Source organism: Scytonema hankhaensis NUACC26 (genome assembly GCF_045865695.1).
In the GTDB taxonomy this organism is placed as follows: domain Bacteria; phylum Cyanobacteriota; class Cyanobacteriia; order Cyanobacteriales; family Nostocaceae; genus Scytonema.
The window spans coordinates 44,731-64,153 of the sequence record NZ_BAACAP010000241.1 but is presented as its reverse complement, the minus strand read 5'-3'; the positions used below and the strand labels follow the sequence as shown (position 1 = coordinate 64,153).

Annotated in this window: 16 protein-coding genes; 8 read left to right on the top strand and 8 right to left on the bottom strand. The window is 39.2% G+C overall.

The genetic code is table 11. From position 1 onward, the window contains the following. Positions 1 to 134: 134 nt before the first annotated feature. Positions 135 to 2,093: a DNA primase gene (gene dnaG, locus ACKTT2_RS40785; protein WP_407897368.1), complete on the top strand. Its 1,959-nt coding sequence runs from the start codon at positions 135 to 137 to the stop codon at positions 2,091 to 2,093. Between the two features lie 40 nt (positions 2,094 to 2,133). On the opposite strand, the gene ACKTT2_RS40780 is transcribed toward dnaG, so the two are convergent. Beyond that, on the bottom strand, positions 2,134 to 3,645 hold the full coding sequence (locus ACKTT2_RS40780; protein WP_407897252.1) for a response regulator: 1,512 nt from the start codon (positions 3,643 to 3,645) through the stop codon (positions 2,134 to 2,136). Next, the gene (locus ACKTT2_RS40775; protein WP_407897250.1) at positions 3,642 to 4,970 is read right to left on the bottom strand and encodes a sensor histidine kinase; all 1,329 of its coding nucleotides are present in this window, start codon (positions 4,968 to 4,970) and stop codon (positions 3,642 to 3,644) included. The genes ACKTT2_RS40780 and ACKTT2_RS40775 overlap by 4 nt, the downstream gene beginning before the upstream one ends. Positions 4,971 to 5,237: 267 nt before the next feature. On the opposite strand from ACKTT2_RS40775, the gene ACKTT2_RS40770 reads away from it, so the two are divergent. The 4 genes from ACKTT2_RS40770 to ACKTT2_RS40755 are packed head-to-tail and all read left to right on the top strand — an operon-like array spanning position 5,238 to position 7,272. Beyond that, on the top strand, positions 5,238 to 6,068 hold the full coding sequence (locus ACKTT2_RS40770) for a DUF8832 domain-containing protein (protein WP_407897366.1): 831 nt from the start codon (positions 5,238 to 5,240) through the stop codon (positions 6,066 to 6,068). After that, on the top strand, positions 6,065 to 6,271 hold the full coding sequence (locus ACKTT2_RS40765) for a hypothetical protein (protein ID WP_407897248.1): 207 nt from the start codon (positions 6,065 to 6,067) through the stop codon (positions 6,269 to 6,271). The genes ACKTT2_RS40770 and ACKTT2_RS40765 overlap by 4 nt, the downstream gene beginning before the upstream one ends. A 42-nt stretch (positions 6,272 to 6,313) precedes the next feature. Then, positions 6,314 to 6,757 carry a DUF6932 family protein gene (locus tag ACKTT2_RS40760; RefSeq protein WP_407897246.1) on the top strand — a complete coding sequence of 148 codons (444 nt, stop codon included), beginning with the start codon at positions 6,314 to 6,316 and terminating at the stop codon, positions 6,755 to 6,757. Continuing rightward, complete coding sequence (locus tag ACKTT2_RS40755) at positions 6,754 to 7,272, top strand: hypothetical protein (RefSeq protein ID WP_407897243.1); 519 nt, start codon at positions 6,754 to 6,756, stop codon at positions 7,270 to 7,272. The genes ACKTT2_RS40760 and ACKTT2_RS40755 overlap by 4 nt, the downstream gene beginning before the upstream one ends. 108 nt (positions 7,273 to 7,380) lie before the next feature. Here the strand turns inward: ACKTT2_RS40755 and ACKTT2_RS40750 are convergent, their stop codons facing one another. The 3 genes from ACKTT2_RS40750 to ACKTT2_RS40740 all read right to left on the bottom strand — a co-directional run bounded on the left by ACKTT2_RS40750 (position 7,381) and on the right by ACKTT2_RS40740 (position 13,948). After that, positions 7,381 to 8,859: a multicopper oxidase family protein gene (locus ACKTT2_RS40750; protein WP_407897241.1), complete on the bottom strand. Its 1,479-nt coding sequence runs from the start codon at positions 8,857 to 8,859 to the stop codon at positions 7,381 to 7,383. 486 nt (positions 8,860 to 9,345) lie between these two features. Continuing rightward, on the bottom strand, positions 9,346 to 10,263 hold the full coding sequence (locus ACKTT2_RS40745; protein WP_407897239.1) for an ion channel: 918 nt from the start codon (positions 10,261 to 10,263) through the stop codon (positions 9,346 to 9,348). 67 nt (positions 10,264 to 10,330) lie between these two features. After that, entirely contained in the window at positions 10,331 to 13,948 is a 3,618-nt protein-coding gene (locus ACKTT2_RS40740) for a WD40 domain-containing protein (RefSeq protein ID WP_407897237.1), read from the bottom strand. A 638-nt stretch (positions 13,949 to 14,586) separates the two neighbouring features. On the opposite strand from ACKTT2_RS40740, the gene ACKTT2_RS40735 reads away from it, so the two are divergent. Next, complete coding sequence (locus ACKTT2_RS40735; protein WP_407897235.1) at positions 14,587 to 14,985, top strand: hypothetical protein; 399 nt, start codon at positions 14,587 to 14,589, stop codon at positions 14,983 to 14,985. A gap of 320 nt (positions 14,986 to 15,305) precedes the next feature. Beyond that, entirely contained in the window at positions 15,306 to 15,575 is a 270-nt protein-coding gene (locus tag ACKTT2_RS40730; RefSeq protein WP_407897233.1) for a hypothetical protein, read from the top strand. A 15-nt stretch (positions 15,576 to 15,590) separates the two neighbouring features. On the opposite strand, the gene ACKTT2_RS40725 is transcribed toward ACKTT2_RS40730, so the two are convergent. The 3 genes from ACKTT2_RS40725 to ACKTT2_RS40715 all read right to left on the bottom strand — a co-directional run bounded on the left by ACKTT2_RS40725 (position 15,591) and on the right by ACKTT2_RS40715 (position 18,209). Next, positions 15,591 to 16,376, bottom strand: a complete 786-nt coding sequence (locus tag ACKTT2_RS40725; RefSeq protein ID WP_407897364.1) for an MOSC domain-containing protein — start codon at positions 16,374 to 16,376, stop codon at positions 15,591 to 15,593. A 102-nt stretch (positions 16,377 to 16,478) separates the two neighbouring features. Then, positions 16,479 to 17,402 (bottom strand): FTR1 family iron permease, encoded by a 924-nt coding sequence (locus ACKTT2_RS40720; RefSeq protein WP_407897231.1) that lies wholly within the window; start codon positions 17,400 to 17,402, stop codon positions 16,479 to 16,481. Between the two features lie 552 nt (positions 17,403 to 17,954). Then, positions 17,955 to 18,209, bottom strand: a complete 255-nt coding sequence (locus ACKTT2_RS40715; protein ID WP_407897229.1) for a hypothetical protein — start codon at positions 18,207 to 18,209, stop codon at positions 17,955 to 17,957. 546 nt (positions 18,210 to 18,755) lie between these two features. Here ACKTT2_RS40715 and ACKTT2_RS40710 point away from each other — a divergent pair. After that, complete coding sequence (locus ACKTT2_RS40710) at positions 18,756 to 19,421, top strand: energy-coupling factor ABC transporter permease (protein ID WP_407897227.1); 666 nt, start codon at positions 18,756 to 18,758, stop codon at positions 19,419 to 19,421. Positions 19,422 to 19,423: the final 2 nt, after the last annotated feature.

Below are 19,423 nucleotides of genomic sequence, written 5' to 3'. Positions count from 1 at the left end.
GTCCTGCTTCCTATATAACGATATTTTCTTCTTTTTGCCAAGCGCAGTTCCACACCAATGAATATAATATCGATTGAGACCAGTGACCAGTGACCACCTGACCAGTGATTAGTGACCAGTGACCAGTGACCAATATGTACATCCCTCGCTTGCACCCAGATACAATTGATGAAGTTAAGCACAGATCTGATATCTATGATGTCGTATCAGAACACGTTGTTTTACGCAAGCGCGGGAAAGATTATGTAGGTTTGTGTCCTTTCCACTCGGAAAAAAGTCCTAGCTTCACTGTTAGCCAAACTAAGCAAATGTACTATTGTTTTGGCTGTCAAGCTGCAGGAAATGCTATTAAGTTCTTGATGGACTTGGAAAAGCGCTCTTTTGGTGAAGTTGTACTCGATCTAGCACGGCGTTACCAAGTCAGCGTCAAAACTCAAGAACCCGAACAATGGCAAGAATTGCAACGTCAGGTTTCTCTGCGGGAGCAACTGTATGAAGTCCTTGCTGTAGCAGCACAATTCTATCAGCACGCTCTTAAGCGTAGTGGCGATAATGCAATGCAGTATTTGCAGTCTAAACGCCAATTGAAAGAAGACACAATTCAGCATTTTGGTTTTGGATACGCGCCTGCAGGTTGGGAAACTCTTCACCGTTATTTGGTCAATGATAAAAAGTATCCCGTACAATTGGTTGAAAAAGCAGGTTTGATTAAACCTCGCAAAGAAGGAAATGGTTATTATGATGTGTTTCGCGATCGCATCATGATTCCCATTTGCGACGTACTCGGACGTGTCATTGGTTTTGGTGGTAGAACTTTAGGAGATGACCAACCGAAGTACTTAAATTCTCCAGAGACAGAAGTCTTTTTCAAGGGAAAAACTTTATTTGCTCTCGACAAAGCCAAAGCAGCGATCGCTCAACAAGATCGAGTTGTCGTTGTTGAGGGATATTTTGATGCGATCGCTCTCCATGCAGCTGGTATTACCAACGCTGTTGCTTCCCTCGGTACAGCCCTAAGTATAGAACAAGTCCGCGCCTGCTTGCGTTATACCGAATCCAAACAATTAATACTGAATTTTGATGCTGATGCGGCGGGGATAAATGCTGCTGAAAAAGCCATAGGAGAAATCGCCAGGTTAGCATACAGTGGCGAAGTTCAGTTAAGAATTCTCAATATACCTGATGGCAAAGACGCCGACGAATACTTACTCAAAAGTAGCTCGGAAGATTACAAACAACTCCTAGCCGATGCTCCTCTTTGGCTTGATTGGCAAATTCGGCAAATGACAAAAGACCGAGATTTAAAGAAAGCGACTGACTTTCAGCAAGTGTCGCAACAAATGGTAAAATTACTGAAAAATATAGGGAATACTGATACACTCAATCATTATGTTTCTTCGTGTGCAGAAATTCTAGCTCAAGGAGATGCTAGATTAGTACCCCTACGAGTAGAAAATTTACTGTCTCAAATTCCAGCGTTATCGACGAAAAAAGCAGTAGCACCTAAATTATACAAACCGCAAGACAGACAAATACAGCGATCGCATCCAGAAGAAAGTGCAGAGTCACAGGATAACGTTTCTATTGCTCTTACTCCAGAACAAATTCTTTTAGAACAAGCAGAGGCTTTATTACTACAAATTTACTTGCATTATAAAGAATATCGTCAAGCTATTATTGCAGCATTAGACGAGCGAGATTTACAATTCAGCCTTTCCCATCACCGATTTCTCTGGGGACAAATTTTAGAAATTCCAGATAAAATAGAACACGATTTATTATCAACTGTACAAGATAGATGTCTGGAATTTCCTGAAGAAATAGAATTAGTCGCTCACTTATTTCATTTAAATGAGAAAACTCAAAAAGAAATATTACTACGCCATGAAAAGTTGATTCAAGCTGCTACTGCTTCTATGGAAACGGTCATGAGAGAGAAACGTTACCGATACTTTCGAGAACTTTTCGATAAAACCGATCCTGAAGCAGAACCAGAAAAATGGCAATCATATTATCAAGCTTTCTACACTGAAAAAATGCGGCTCCAAGAACTAGATCGCCAACGTCAATTTACCATATCAGATTTATTGTAATTTGATTACTGGTCACTGGTTACTGGTCACTGGTTACTGGTTACTGGTTACTGGTCACTGATAAGTTGTTCAATTTCAACGTAAAACTTGTCCATCCATTAAGACTTTCAACTTCAATAGTTCCTTGCAATTGTTCTGTCAGCTTTTGTGCTAAAGCTAGCCCTAAACCAGTCCCTGGTTGTTTTTTAAATTCAGAACTACGAACTCGGTAGAACTTATCAAAAATCTTTGGTAACGCTGTGGCAGGAATTTCTGTTGAGTTACTAATAGTAATAGATGTCAATATATCGTTCTGAGCGCTAACAGCAATTTCACCACCTATAGCAGTGTATTTGCAAGCATTGTTCAATAATTCTCCCACGATTCTTGTCAAACAGGTATTATCGGAAATTAAGGGTGGTATTTCAGGAGGAATAGTCAGTTTGAAAGTTTGTTGATTTTCTTGAATACGGGCAGAAAATCCATCCACAACGTGTGGTAACCAAGATTGTAATTCTAACGATTCGGGATTGAAATGACAAGTTGTTCCTAATTCTGCTTTCTGCAAATCTAGCAAATCGTTGATTAAAGTCATCTCACGATCGCACTCGGCTTTTAGTATATTGATATACTGCTGACCGTGCTCAGCGATACCTGTATTTTGCAATAATTGAATTGCCATTCTAATATTAGATAGAGGAGCACGCAATTCATGAGACACAATCGATAAAAACTCGTCTTTAAATTGATTGATTTCTGATAATTTCGCTAACACTTGCTCTTGTTCGAGGTGTTTTTTGCTTGCTTCACTAGCTAAATTTCGCTCTGTCATATCTCGGAAAATGACAATTACGCCAATAAGATTGCCTAGCTCATTGACTATAGAAGCCTGACAATATTCAATTTTAATTTCTCGATTCTCTCCGTTAATCAGAGTTGTTTCTTCTAATAAAAATGCTTTATCTTCTTGAAGAGATTCTGATATTATATTGTTTATTTTGTCCCTTTTTATAGGAACAATATGAAAAATTTCTGATAAATTTTTACCGAATGCTTCTTCCTGTCGGTATCCCGTAATTTTCTCTACAATAGGATTTATAAACGTGACTAACTGTTGGCGATCGCAAACAATTACGCCATCACTTATCCTAGTAACAGCAGTTACTAATCCTTTCTGATTTTCCTTGAGTTGCCTTTCTTTCTTGTGCTTGCTCAGAGCTATTTCAATCGTCGCGTGTAATTCTTTTTCTTTAAAAGGTTTGAGCACATAACCAAATGGTTCTGTTAAACGCGCTCTTTCTAAAGTGTTATCATCTGCATAAGCTGTCAGATAAATAATTGGAACGTCAAAATGAGATTGAATTTCTTTGGCAGCTTCAATCCCATCTATATTCCCTTTTAATCGAATATCCATTAATATAAGATCGGGACTAATTGTTTCAGCTATTTGGATTGCTTCTTCTCCTGAAGCAGCAATAGCAGGTACGTGATAACTCAGTTTGAGTAAACGTTTTTGTAAATCTTTGGCAACTATTCCCTCATCTTCTACCACTAAAATTGTTGTCCTTGTCATTTTTTTCTCCAATTTAAATTTTTCTCCAACAAAGGAAATACGATCTTTACTTCGACTCCATCATTGTAATTTATTTTAATATCTCCTGATAACTGATTTGTTAAAGCATCTACTAATTGCAACCCTAATGATGTTGTATTTTTTAAATCAAATTCTGAAGGTAAACCAATACCATTATCACGAACTGTCAGATTCAATATATTATTTTCTGTATGAAGTTGTATAGAAATTTCTCCTGTTCCACCTTTAGGAAAAGCATATTTTAGGGAATTTGAAACAAGTTCCGTGATAATCAACCCACAAGGGATAGCTGCATCCAAGCTTAATAATATACGCTCGACATTGACTATGAGTGAAATGACATTTGTATTAACTTCATAAGAACTAAATAAACTAGCTACTAAATCTCTAATATACTCACTAAAGTCAATCCTTGCTAGATCTTGCGATTGGTACAGTTTTTGGTGGATCAAAGCCATAGATTCAATTCGCATTTGGCTTTGTTGGAATATTTCTAGGTCATCTTTGTCCTTAATATACTCTGATTGAAGATTAAGCAAACTAGAAATGACTTGTAAATTATTTTTAACTCTATGGTAAATTTCTTTTAAAAGAACATCTTTTTCCAGCAAAGATGCTTGAATTTGTTCTTGTGCCTGCTTGTGTTCGGTAATATCAACGCAAGAGCCAATATAGCCAGCAAAAGTATGATTCTCGGTATAGTGTGGAATACCCGTATCTAATATCCATCGGTATTCACCATCCTTTTGTCTTAGTCGGTACTCCATCTTAAAGCTTTGCCGAGCATCAAAAGCTTTGGTACGGGTAAGAAAACAACGCTCTCGATCGTCAGGATGAACTGATTGTAGCCAGCCGCGACCAATTTCTTGTTCGATTGTTCTTCCAGTAAACTCTAGCCAAACTTTATTAAAGTAATTACAGAGTTTATCGATATCAGAGACCCAAATCATGATAGGGGCTGTGTATGCTATGAGGCGAAACCGTGCTTCGCTTTCCTGCAACAGTATCTCTCGCTGCTTGTACTCTGTAATTTCTACCTGCAGCGATTTGTTAAGTTCTATTAAATCGGCTATCTGTTGTTGAAATTGTGCCTCTAGTTCGTTACGGGCTTCTTCGAGTTGAGATAGAGTGGTCGAAGTTGAGGGTTTAGGCAATAAAAAGACAAACCGTACAGCAATAACAGCTGAAACCATAGCAGTCAAGATTTTGAGAAAACTTGAGAGCCAGGAGCTAGGATGCCATAGCGTCCATACTTCTATTAAATATGATGTATCAAAAGCGATCGCGAACATACACAATTCCACTGCCGAAGAAAAACTTAACTAAATGTAAACACAGCATGAAGCTTAGAAACAAAGTGTTATAAATAAAAATTCGGGAATGGTAACCTATGAATTTTCATCTTTTCTAGGGCTTATGCAAAGCGTAAAAATACTGATGCCAACGCCTCGTCTTGGATCGTAGTTGGATATTAGCTTACGGATATAAGGAGACAAGGGGGACACCGAAGACAAGGAGGAATTAACTTCTAGCCCCTCACAAATGACAAATGACCAATGACAAAACTCTTTATGAAATATTACTTAACGAGAATTGTTGCGATCGCGGCTCTATTACTATCTTCTGCTTGTGGTTCTTCTATCAAATCCGGAGAATCATCTCATAACGGACATTCAACGGAACAGACACATGATGGAGACAGTTCCACAACTCAGGCAAAATTAACGGCTCCTAAAAATCTAGCTCAGAATCAGCCTATGTCTTTAGTTATCGATGTTCGAGACTCTCAAGGAAAAGCCGTTACAAATTTTGACACTTTTCAAGAAAAGACTATGCACGCGATCGTAGTGAGGGATGACTTGCAATCTTTCGCTCATGTTCATCCCGAATATAAAGGAAATGGACGTTTCGAGGTGAGTACAACTTTTCCTACAGCAGGTGAGTATAAAATTTTTAGTGATTACAAACCATCCGGACAAAAAGAACAAGTTTCCCTCATGACACTGAACATTCCCGGTTCAGTTCCACTTCCCAAGGATTTAGAGAAGTTTAACACAACCAAGATATTAAATGATGTTAAAGTCAATTTAAAATTATCTGAACCGAATCCCAAGGTTGGTAAAGAAGTCACCTTAACCTTCGATCTTAAGCAAACTGCAAATAATCAACCAGTTAAGGACTTACAACCGTATTTGGGAGAAAAAGAGCATTTAGTTATCTTAAAAAGCTCATACCCACTTTCGACATCAGATTACATCCATGCTCATGCTCTTAAAAAGACTGGTGATGGACAGATCGCTTTCAAGACTACTTTCCCGCAGCCAGGAACTTATAAACTGTGGGTTCAGTTTAATCGCGATGGCAAAGTTGATACTGCTGATTTTTGGGTGAATGTTTTATGAATAGCAAACTAGTCCATACTCTAATCGAAATTATTCGTTCTCTTTCTCCAGAGGAACGCAACGTTTTGACACAAGAACTATTGTTTGATGATTCTGAACCATCAAATCAAGAAATAATAAAACTTGCAGAAATGGGAAGCTCATTTAATTTTTTGAATGATGAACCAGATATTTATACATTAGAAGACGGAGAACCTGTCTAATACCTATTAAAATTAATGAAATAATGGATACTATTTTGATTGATGATTCCGGATTTTGATGAAAATGGAAACCTCCCACCTGGGATACATTTCTGTAATTGGAATGAGTTTAAAAAGAGGTTTGGTTATACGCGCAATCGCAAACAGATGATTCAAGGTATGGAAATAGTAATGACAGATTTGAAAGCAGCTGGTTGTCGGACTTTTTATATTAATGGTTCCTTTGTGACAAACGAACCATTGTCCAACGATTTTGACGCTTGCTGGGATAGAGATGATGTAGATATAGAATACCTGAGAGAAAAATCACCACTAATCTTAAAGTTTTATGATAGTACCGCACAAAAAGCTAAGTATAAAGGAGAAATTTATCAATCAGATCGACCTGTAGATGAGTCTACAATATCAATAGAATTTTTTCAACGCGATAGAGAACAAAATCGTAAAGGTATTATAGCTATTAACTTATTGGAGTGGGAACTATGATTAAAAACGACAAGCAATTAGCATATTCCAAGGAATGGGCTGAGAAGTTTGCCGAGGCTAACCGCAAATTAAGAACTAACGTAGAAAAGCGATTAAAAGACCCGGATGGTTGGCAGTTGAGCCAAGATTCTAACAATGCACTACGACAAAAACTCATAGATGAAATTGTCGAGTATGAAACATTAGTTACTCACCCTCCCACAAACCCATTGGTACTTGAGATTTCAGACATGAACGATTTACCTAACTTACTGATTAAAGCAAGAATTGCCTTCAAACTGACTCAACAAGAGCTAGCAGTATTAAGCGATCGCACACCCGAGCAAATCAAAGCTTTTGAAGAAAAAAACTATCATAATGCTAGCTTTCTCGACTTTCTTACAATTAACAAAGTATTAGGAATTCAAATTATTAATGGCAAATTTGTTGCTCAATTAGATGATTTTTACAAGCAAGAACTCATGACTGTACGTCAAGAGGCAAATTTAGATAGTAACATGAAGGCTGCTTCTTAACAGCCGTGCAATAGTAAAGTGAATACTACTGACTTTTGGGTAAATGTTTCATCAAGGATAAAGGATGAAGTATGAATTTTTCATCCTTTATCCTTGATACTTTATCTTTTAAAGAGGTTGTGCTGGGGCTGACTTTGGATTTATCCCACCTTGTCCTACTTCAAATTGGCTCATCATGTCGTGGTCTTCGTGAACCATGTTGTGGCAGTGGTACATATATTTACCTGTTTGAGGTTTGAATCTGCCAATGATTCGTACTGTTTCGTTTTCACCAACATAGAACACATCCTTCAAACCCCGCTCGTAAGGAAAAGGTGGCGTTCCATTGCGATCGAGAATTTGAGCATCAATGAGGTGAAGGTGAACTGGATGAAACCAAAGACCGGAAGGATTATGCAGTCTCCAAATTTCCACCTCTTCTAGTTGTGGGTTGGCATCGACTCGATTTGGATTCCAACCGTTACCGTTAATGACCCATACACTATTCACATGGTCAAATGTGAAGTCGCGGGTTCGCACTGCTGAGGATTCCGATAGAAATTGAATATTGCGTAATGTACTAGGAATCGAACTGTTGTCACTTTCAGAACGCACCACATCAAAGCGCATGATGACATTTGTGTTTCCAAAATTGTCATTGTTGGGAAGTCCAAGATTTTGCAGTACAACCTGAGATCCAAGTGGATATTTAGAAAAATCGATGATTATGTCATATCTTTCTGCCATTGCAAGACGCATATCCTGAGTATTGACTGGTGCAGCCATTAATCCTGCATCCGTTCCAATGATAGTAAAGCTATCACCTGTACTCAGAGCAAGCCTGTAAGAGCGAGAAATTGATGCGTTTAATACTCGAAAACGATATTTACAGTTTGCAACTTCCATACGAGGCCAAGGAACACCATTGACTGTAATGACTTCCCCCATTAAGCTGTGCTGTCCTTGGTCGTCAAAAATGAGTGAACCATCAGAGGCGAATTGTTTATCGTGAATAATCAGAGGAATGTCGCGATCGCCTTTCGGGAGTTGCAAACTGAGCTCTTCATTATCTTGAACGATATACATTCCAGCCAAACCCATATAGACATTTCGAGAAGTTTGACCGAGGGCGTGGTCGTGATACCACAAAATGGCAGAAGTAGGATTGGGATAGACATAATCTTTGTAGTACCCCGGAGGAATCAAATCCTCAGCATAACCATCATACTGAGGTAACGATGGCATACCATGCAAGTGAACTGAAGTATTTACGTCAAGATTGTTGATATATCTAATAATTGATTGTCGATCTCTTCTTTGTATAATTGTGGAACCAGGAAACGTACCGTTGTATCCCCAAATCTCCGTTGTTCTCCCCGGTAATATTCCTACTTGAGCCTTCTGCATCACAATTTGGTAATAGTCAGTCGTCGAATCGCTACTGACAGGGTTTAACACGGGTGGTATATGGAAGGGTAGTGTAAACGGTTCAACTCTTTCATCAGTTCTTTGAGCGTATCCCCGATACTGAAGCCCCACGGGAAGCAAAAGCGAACCCCCCGCAAGCGCTGCAATCTTCAGCGCTTTACGCCTGCTTATTCTTTTCATGGTTAAATATTCCTTGGTTAATTGTTATGTAAGCGATCGCTGATTAGGAGGCGCTTACAATTTGCTCTACTAACAAGCGATCGGAAATTTTATGTAGTGTAATTATTTCAGAAAAAATATAACATGATGCTTAAGTAACTTTAAATAATAGGAATAAATATTACGTATTCTTGAAAGAAATAACCGAAGACAAATTTGAATAAAAGTTAAATTTTGATTATTTTTATACTACTTATCTCCTCCAAAAAAAATTAGCGGTTCTCACTTAAATGAAGAACAGATTTATCCGCTACGGGCTGCTACAGGCTGCGGTTCCAGAACTTACAATTTTTTCATAGTTTTAATTAAAATTTATTGAAATAGAAAAAATTCTTGAAGTTATATAAATAATTATTTTCAATAGAATTGAGTCATATTTTTACGTTTTATGAATTGTTTATTTTTCAAAAAAATACACGTAAAAATACTTATGATTTCTTGACGACACTAACATCCACCCACTCCATTGGTTTCTTCATCTAAAGAAACAACATCATGAAACCGGGTATAGTTAATACAGCGTCTGCCATCCTTTGTTTTACCTAAAATATCAGCCAACTTCATATTCCAAACAATTTCCTCTGATATATAGGAGTGACGGGCGTGGATGGTTTGAGAAACAGTTTCATCAATCCCTGTGAAAGTCATTACCACTTCCATTTCATCTTCTACCATCTCCTCAGATGTCACTCCATAAAGAGGACTATTCTCATCAATAACGTGCATGACTGTCCAAGTTAAAGCAAAAAGTGGCGACTGACTGCGAATAAGAGGCATATCATAAAACCGCCGCATTACGTCACCTTCTTTGCTAATTTCAGTCCGTGCTAAAGTCACCTTAACTTGTGCTTCTAAAATCCAGTTTTCTCGTTCGTTAGCAACTCGAAACATGAAAGTTGGAGCATCATTATACGGTGTAATAACCGCAATATTGCTAAATAAGACTCTGGCTCTAGGAAGAGAAAATCGCGCAAACATTAACCCACTTCCGATGGCTAAGCCTATCAATCCTAGTAGCGATTCAACTGTGACTAAAAAATTCGTATATGCTGTTTTAGGATACATTGCCCCATAGCCAATGGACGCCATTGTTTGGACGCTAAAAAAGAAGGCATCAAAAAAGTTACCTGGACGTGCATTTTCTATACCATCGCCTCCAAGAATATACGCCAAGGCAAATAGAGCATTGGCTATGATATATCCCAAGCTGATGAGTAATAAAGTGTAATACCAAGGAAGAGTGAGTAGCAAATGGTACGGATCGTGCCAATGTTTGTGAGACATTCCTTTACGCACGACGTTGAAATTTCCATGCCGATTCACCATGCGGGGATTGACTGGGGCTTTTCGACGAGTTGTTTTCATTGAGTTAAATAGGTAGCAAGAACATTCCCGTAATGAATTTATCAAAAATTTATCAGTTATTAGAAAATTACTCGCCTTTTTCCACTGCACCCAAAGCCTTTAAAGAAGCTTTCTCAGCATCTGTCAGACCAGTGATATTTGTAATTTCCATACGTTCGTAAAGGCGATCGGATTTAAGAGGTCGCAATCGGCTACACTTTTGAACATCCCAAAGTTGAATGTTCTCATCTTCACTACCACTTGCTAAAATCCGACCATCAGTACTAAATGCGACAGAACGGATTGCTGCTGTGTGTCCTCGTGTCAGGGTATCCAGACAAAGACCTGTGTTGACTTGCCACAGTTTAACTGTTGCATCACCGCTTCCGCTTGCAAGGGTTTGCCCATCGGGACTAAAAGCTACTGAGTAAACTTGTTTGCTGTGTCCTTCCAGAGTCTGGAGACATTTTCCTGTCTTAATGTCCCAAAGCTTAACCGTTTGGTCTTCGCTACCACTTGCTAAAAATTGCCCGTTGGGACTAATTGCTACCGACCAAATCAAATCTTTATGCTTGTTTAAAGTGTCAAGACATTCACCAGTGTGAAGATCCCAAATCTTGACCGTACTGTCAGCACTTCCACTAGCCAGTGTATTACCATCGGGACTAATTGCTACCGTCCAAACCCAATGGGTATGCCCTTCTAAAACTCTCAAACACTCACCTGTGTGAGAATCCCAAATTCGTACTGTTTTGTCTTCGCTGCTACTTGCTAAAACTCGCCCGTCCGAACTAAAAACAACTGTCCAAACCCAGTTTGTATGACCTTTGAGCGTTCGGATGCATTTGCTGTTACTAATGTTTGTAATATCCCAGAGTTTGATGGTATTATCACCGCCTGCACTTGCAAGAATTTGCCCATCAAGGCTAAAAGTAACGGAACGCAAGCGTCCTTGATGTCCTTTTATGGAATAACACTCACTCGTACTTAATTTCCATAACTTGACTGTTGACTCATCACCACCACTTGCTAAGATTTCGTTATTAGGACTAAATGCAACTGAATAAACTCCACGGGTGTACGCTTGCAAAACATACAAACAATTTCCTGTTTCTGTGTCCCACAGTCTTGCTGTTTGATCGTCACTACTACTAATTAGAGTACGTCCATCGGGACTAGATGTAAATGCGATCGCCCAAACTTGACTGTTGTGCCCTTCTAAAGTTCTCAAACATTCACCCGTAGAAACATTCCAAATTTTAATAGTGCGATCTTCTCCGCAACTTGCAAGAGTTTTTCCATTTGGACTAAAGCGTACCGAATAAACTATTTTCTGATGACCAATAAACGTTGTTAAGTATTTTTCTTGCTTCACATCCCAAAGTCTAACTGTTCGGTCTTCACCGCTACTAGCCAACAGTTGACCGTTGGGACTGAAAGCAACAGAGTAAACCTCACCCTTGTGACCTTCTATCGTTTTTAAGCATTCATCAGTGTTAATATCCCAGACTTTAATCTTACCGTCAGCGCTAGCACTTGCTAAAATACCATAGTCAGTAGGGCTAAAAGTGACTGACCAAACCCAATCTTTATGACCATTCAAGGTTTTTATGCATTCGCCTGTAAGAATATCCCATATTTTAATGCTTTCGTCTTCACTCCCACTCGCTAAAATCGAGCTTTTGGGTTGGAAAGCAACACTATAAACTTTATTCTTGTGTTCGGTTAGGGTTCTCAAACACGTACCTGTATGTACATCCCACACTTTGATAGTGTAGTCTGCGCTACCACTTATCAAGAATTGATTATCTGCACTAAAGGCAAATGCCCAAACCCAAGCGGTGTGTCCTCTAAAAATACGAATTTGTTGAATATCGGCAGTCCGCCACAAACGGACTTCTCCACTAATTGTACCAATAGCAAAGTACTCTCCGTTAGGGCTGAATCTTACTGAAACCAGACTCGACATTGTTTCAGTAAATACCGAACCAGTTAAGTCAGAATTTGTAAAGCTAGTATCCTGTAATTTAACGTTCTTGAGATAGGCTTGCCAAATAGTTAAGTCGGAAAAATCACGTCCGCTAAGATCGATTTGAGTTTTGTCGATCTGAATTTGGCGCAATAAATTGATTAAGTTCCCGGCTGCATATCCCTTTTTTAGGGGATGGTATTTCTGCAAACTAGCTAACATTCTACGTAGGTGAGGCTCTAATTGGTTGCCAAAAACATTTAGTAGTTTATTTTTTAAAGGTTCCAGAATTAGTTTTTCCTGAGTTTTATGGATATATTCGAGAGATCTCGCCTTCATCAAGGGATAAGCGTTCAAGAATTCGTTAGTTCTTGCTTGGCGGATTTCTTCAAAAGCTCGCTCTATGATTCTTTCTGTAACGTATTCCATCACCACAGATTGTTGACGAAATCTACCCGAACCTGATTCTTTTTCTATTAGCGATCGCCTTAACAAAGACTCCACAGCTTCTAACACTCTAGTTGCAGGTTCTGAAGTAATTAAATTGGCTTTTAATCCTGTAAACGAAATATATTTGCGATGAATCGCCAACCAGTACATCAGTTGTTTTTCTAATTCTGACAAGCGATTGAACTGTTGGTCTAAAAGAGACCGAATATCACCATAAACTGCTGTTTCTTGGTAAATTTGGTTTAAAAACTCACAAACATTATTACTAAATAAGTCATAAACAGTGGTAGCGACGATCTTTAGAGCGAGTGGATTACCAGAGTACCGCTCGACTAATTCCTTCAACTGTTCATCCGAACAAGAAAACCCCTTATCTTTCAACATTGCCTTCGCTTCTTCCAAATTCAGCCCCAAAAGGTGCAATACCTTAACGGGTAAATTTTTCCCTTCCAATATGGCAACTTGCTTGGGCTTTTCTCTACCAATCAGCAACAAACAACTATCATGCCCTGCTTCAGCTATTTTTTTAAAGAAATAGCCATACTTTTCATGCCCTTCTTCATACTCGCCCGCCCTTTCATATACTCTACCTTTACCACTGCGAAGCACGGTTTCCACTTTATCTAAAACGATCAAACAACGGTGTTCTCGCAAAACATTGATTAACCGTAATATTTTGCTATTGTCGTTATCCGGTAACTCGTGTTCTGGATCTTTAGGTAGAAAACGGAGTAACTGTGTGAGAAGCTCGCCTATAGGTGGAGCATTGTTTAGCGATCGCCATATAAGATAATCAAAACTTCCCCGTACTTTTTTAGCAACTCGTGCTGCTAAGACGGTCTTACCTATACCTCCTATTCCCAAAACTGCTACCATACGACAGCGTTGAGAATTCTCACCTACAATCCACTGTTCTAACTTAGCAATTTCTTCTTCGCGACCCCAAAAACCATCTACATCAACAGCTTCACCCCAATCCTCTTGAAGTATCTTACTAGCAACTGGATTTGTATTTGCTTGATTTTGATATTGAGCTACTAGTTGTTGTTTGAGATTGTTAAGTTTTTTGTTTCCACTTCCCTCTATACCAAATTTCCGATAGCTTTCTCCCAATCTTTTTCTCACTGCTGCTTGCGAAATTTCCAACTTAGAAGCTATTTCGGTACCTGAAAAATTATCTAGTGCCAACAATAGAGCGTCTAACTCTGTTTTAGTAACACCAGATCTGGTTGCTACCTCTACGATAAAAGTTTCTGGAAGCTGAGACATATTGGTAGCGTTTTCCATACGATCTTTACTCCATACATATAATAGTATGTGAGACAAACTTTTGATAACAGTGACCAGTGACCGGTAGGTTGGGTTGAGGAACGAAACCCAACATTGTAACCAGTTACCAATAAATATCTATACTTATAAATAGGAGATTTGAGCGTCAGTTTTACCCCACCCTAACCCTCCCCTTGGAAAGGGGAGGGAACTGGAAATCTAGTTTCCCCCCTTTATAAGGGGGGATTAAGGGGGGTAAGTTTAACTTGTGTGTACACCGTAGCCTTTCCAAGGGGGGACTAAGGGGGGTAATTTCGACTTGTGTGCATAGCACAGAGAGGACAGTTATTTCCCTGGTTACTGGTCACTGGTCACTGATTATAGCAACGTGAGAAAAAACGCTAGACAAACTACAGAAGAATTTACAGTACCTATATCTTAAGGTAGATATAAGTCTAAATACTTGTCAGAACAAAAAAATATATAGTATATTACAAAAAAGTTATATATATGTGAGGTAACAACATTCAAAGTGTTTCCTTGGGACATACATAATTTGCAGCTTTCCACCCATAGATTAAATAACTGTAGTCGCGATAAGTCGGGTTCGGCTTGCGCTAAGAGCGATTGGCACTCAACGTTACGGAGGAACTGGTATGACCTTCTCACGCTCAAGATTTCCTGAATTCTTCAGTGATTCTCATGGAATTAAAATGCACTTGAAGTTTGAAGACAAACCTCTGGACGCATTGCCGATTCGACTGCAAGATGAAGGAAAAATTGATATTATTCCAAGACAAACCTGCTCAATTGAATTGCATCCAGTTTTTTCTCACCTTAACTTTTTACTCATTGAAACCCTATCAGTGACACAACACGGGGAGTTTATTATCCGCAGCAAAAAAGGCAACTACGAAACTATCGTTGAACTGGGCGGACACATTAGCCAACGCTATCATCTTAGTACACAAGAACTAGATAAAATTCAGCAGACTTACGAAAAAGTGCTGGAAAATTGGGTGGGATGGAGGCTCAGCCACAAAAATCGTTCTTGAAGACAGCGTAGGTCAGCACAATTAAAGTTAACTAGTGAGGATCGTCATTGGTCAAGTGTCATTCGTCATTGGTAAGGATTTCCGGTAGATCTACATATTGTAATGTAGTTCTGTTTATTTCCACCTAGCTACTTATAACAGTTAAGAAAACTGACAGCTTGGGCAGAATTTAAAATACAACTAAATATTTGTAGTTATTGAAACATATGGCTTTCAAGAAACAAGAAGTTTTCAAGCCGGTAGGGTGATTCAACCACTCACCGACTTTTTTGTTTAAGTAGGGCAGAGGGAAGTACCGATGAAAGAATTTCACCACCAATATGAAAAAACGTTTAAATCACTTTTACACTGAGGGTAGCATCATGAATAACGATCGCCACAGCCGTTTACTTGACTTGGCTTCTATATTCCTCAAATACTTTTTCCTATTTCTATTTGGGTTTGCGATCGCTTACGTGTTATCACTAAGTTTTGGAGCAGCAAACATTGCTTTTTTTCTCTTAAGATTTGCGCTCGGCAGTGTTTGGCGGTTAGCGCTTCTCTTGTTTTGTTTAATAGCAACAACAGTTATTGTTGAATCGATACGCTAGAAACACCAACCCGTGCTATTCTAAAATCTCTCCAACTGCTACGCTACCACTAGTAATAACCCGTGCCAACACACCAGTTTGCGTATGTTGAAAATTCTTTTTTAGCAGAGGAAGCAAGGCAGTGTCTCTCTCTCCCGTTTCAGGATTTACCTCTATATTTAAGCACCGACCGATTCGGTCTGTAACAACAATTCGGGCTGTACCGAGTTGCATTTCTTTTCCCAACCAATCAAATTCTCCCCAAGCAGGAACGCCATCTAAAACAATATTAGGACGGAAACGACGCACATCTACCAAACGACCTGCTAACTCGCTCAAGTTATCAATAGTGGCTTGACTCACTAAAGAAATGTGTACTGCTTCTCTGTCTGGATAGCGAGTTTTGCCAAAATCTCCTACAACTTTTATGGGTGTGCGGTGTGGATGTCTGGCGGTTTGACTGGGATAAATTCCTGCTAAGTATCCGGTGAAAAAACTACCAATGCGATCGCGTCCCATTAAGCTATGTGTATCGGCTACTAATAATTCCTCTTCTTTACGCCTGACTGTCAAAGTTCCTGTTTCTGGCTCATAAGAACAATTAAGTGCTGCTAGTCCCGACCAATCATTTTGCATGGCAAAGTGATGCTTCTTCATCCACGGGACTGTTGTGGGTTCAAGGTATTTGTCCCCATCATCAAACATTAAGGCAAAAGCCCTATCTCCCGGTATACCATGCCCGGAACGCAACTCAATGCGATCGCATTTCTGGGGACTCAATCCTTTAAATGGGTGAACAAATAACTGTTTGACGCAAATCATTTTAGTGAGTAGGGGGTAGGGATTAGTAGGTTCTAATGCACGGGCGAGACGCCCGTACCACAAGAGCATAGTTTAGTTCATTTATTTGAAAACTGTAGATAATTATTGGTTGGTGGTGGTTGGAGTTGTGAGACTGCGGAAATATAAACCTCCAACTGTCACTATAAACACGACATATCCAATCGCTTGTACGAGATAGAAATGTTCTCTGTAGCCAAACAAAGATTTAAGCACAACACCAGGAAACTCTCGGTCGGGAAGAAGATGAGAAGTGTCCCACACCATAGGACCGAGAATGCAAGAATGGGTTTCGGCAAAGCGATCGTAATAGAAACAAAGACTTTCAGAAGCAGGATTGCTCGCAGAAAAAGCTCCTGTGGCGCGATCGAACTTAAGTAACGCTGTTGCAACTAACCCAGCTACGATCGATACCAATAAAACACCCATGACCTGGAAAAACTGCCAGATGTTAATCTTAACACCTAACTTAAACAACAGCACACCTACAATCGCTGCCACTATGATACCAGCAATAGCACCAACGGTAGGAATAAGACCTTGTTGAAAGTTAGCAGCAATAAATAGCACAGTTTCAAAGCCTTCACGGACAACAGCAATTAAGATAAGAGTAAAAACACCCCATCCAGCATTTGAGTCTTGTTTTAAGGTATTGGAAAGCGATCCCTCAACTTGAGCTTTCATGAATTTTGCTTGTTTGGTCATCCAAATCAGCATCCAACTAAGCATCACAATCGCCAATACACTAAATACACCTTCCATCAACGGTTTAACTACGGGTGTATACTGAGGATTAATTGCGGTCAGAGCTTGAATAACCCACGCGAACAGAAAACCAATCAGTGCGCTGATAGCAACACCAGTCACGATACCAGCATAAACCCATGGATTAAGGCGAGATTGTTTTGCTTTATCTAGTAAAGCCAGTACAATCCCAACCACAAGGGCTGCTTCCACTCCTTCTCGTAGTGTGATGACAAAAGTAGGTAGGGCAGAACTAATATTCATGGAATAAAGAAATTGATTCAGAATTTAAAGGCTTCTACATAAAAAATATCTTAAAATTGCTGGAAATTTCTTGTGGTACGGGCTTCTAGCCCGTCATTCACAAAGTACGGGCGAGGACGTCCATACCACAAGATGAGATGATTTGCATTGGTGTTGGGTTTCGTTCAAATATTGGGTTTCGTTCAAATGTTGGGTTTCGTTCAAATGTTGGGTTTCGTTCCTCAACCCAACCTACTGATAAAAACCCCTTAACAACCGCCGAATTCGGTCATTAAGGGGGTACATTCAAAACTGGGAGAAATAAAATGCCATATGTTGTGCTAAAAGAACGCTATTTGAGAGAAAGTTGTTTAATGACTGACCTCCTCTTTAATTAAATAGTTGATATGGGGTTTAAAAAGATCCCTCTGTTGTACCGGAATTGTAGCAATCTGATACATCATAGGTATAAGAAAGCAACTTCCTATCAAAGTCCACATATTTTTCTTTATCGTTTCAATCAAGCTTTGTTTTGTTTGTCTCTGCATTCCTCAAATCCTCCGTATATTTTTACTAAACTATTTGTAGAGATGGGAATAGAGGATGCCAACTCATAACAGTGGCAGCAATAACTAAAAGCAACATCCAAACAAATATCGTTTTGGCTCTAATTGGTTGGGTTCTCCACATGAATGAGAGAATTATCCAACTGATAAACCACCCTATTAAAAACAGCGTTGCTTGACTGCGATAGACTGAAACTTTGGAAATATGCAACTGTTTTGGAAACTCCCCAAAACCTGAATCAACACACGAATCTCGCACCATAATAAATCTCCATCTGGTGTTCAAGAAACAGCTATTGATGATGGAGGAAAACCTTCAATCAGCAAACAGTGAACATAGAACAGATATAGAAAGCTGATAACTGTGAACTGAACACTGATGACTGTTAAAAGAAGCCCTCTCCCATTAGGTAAATGGGTTCCCTGATACTTAAGAGAAACTTCATTTAGAGCGAATGCACTTCACAGACGCTTCACACGCTTATTTGAGAATACAGACTTTTACGAAAAAAATCTACAATAAAAAAATTAATTACTTTATAGTTTTTGCAAAAACTATAATTTTTTATTATTATTGACTGAGTTCTGCTCGAACTTACTGAAGAACAGGGATGGGGAACTTTTGCCTCAAATCATTCTTCTTGAGTCAAGACCCGTACCAATTTAATATAGATTGATGCATCTGCAGGTACATATTGTGTCAAAAATTCTCTTGAAACTAAAAAAATCCTCAAAATTTGTAAATCTTCTCTTAATAGCTGTCGTAAGCTTCTACCTAATTGTATGCCTACCCAAACCAGCTTACGCGATGCATATTATGGAAGGTTTTTTACCACTAGGGTGGGCAATTTTCTGGTGGGTAGTTGCACTACCGTTCTTTGTTCTGGGATTGCGATCGCTAACGCGCATTACCAAAGCCACACCAGAACTAAAATTACTCTTAGCATTAGCTGGTGCTTTTACCTTTGTACTCTCAGCATTAAAAATGCCTTCAGTCACGGGAAGTAGTTCCCATCCCACAGGTACGGGGTTGGGTGCAATTCTCTTTGGACCATTAGCCATGTCAGTGTTGGGGAGTTTAGTTTTGTTATTTCAAGCACTATTACTCGCACATGGCGGATTAACTACACTAGGAGCCAATGCATTTTCAATGGCGATCGCTGGTCCATTTGTTGCCTTTTGGATATACCGCTTGGTTATGAAAACTGGCAAACAAAAGTTAGCGATATTTCTAGCCGCATCTGTAGCAGATTTGATAACATATGTGATAACTTCCATACAATTGGCGTTAGCATTTCCAGCAACTACAGGTGGTTTTCTCGCTTCATTTGCCAAATTTGCCGGAATCTTTGCCATTACCCAAGTACCCTTAGCTATTAGTGAAGGATTGTTAACCGTGTTGGTATGGAACTGGCTTTCTAGCTATGGTCGAGAGGAACTAAAAATGTTAAACCTAATTAACAGTGACCAGTAGCT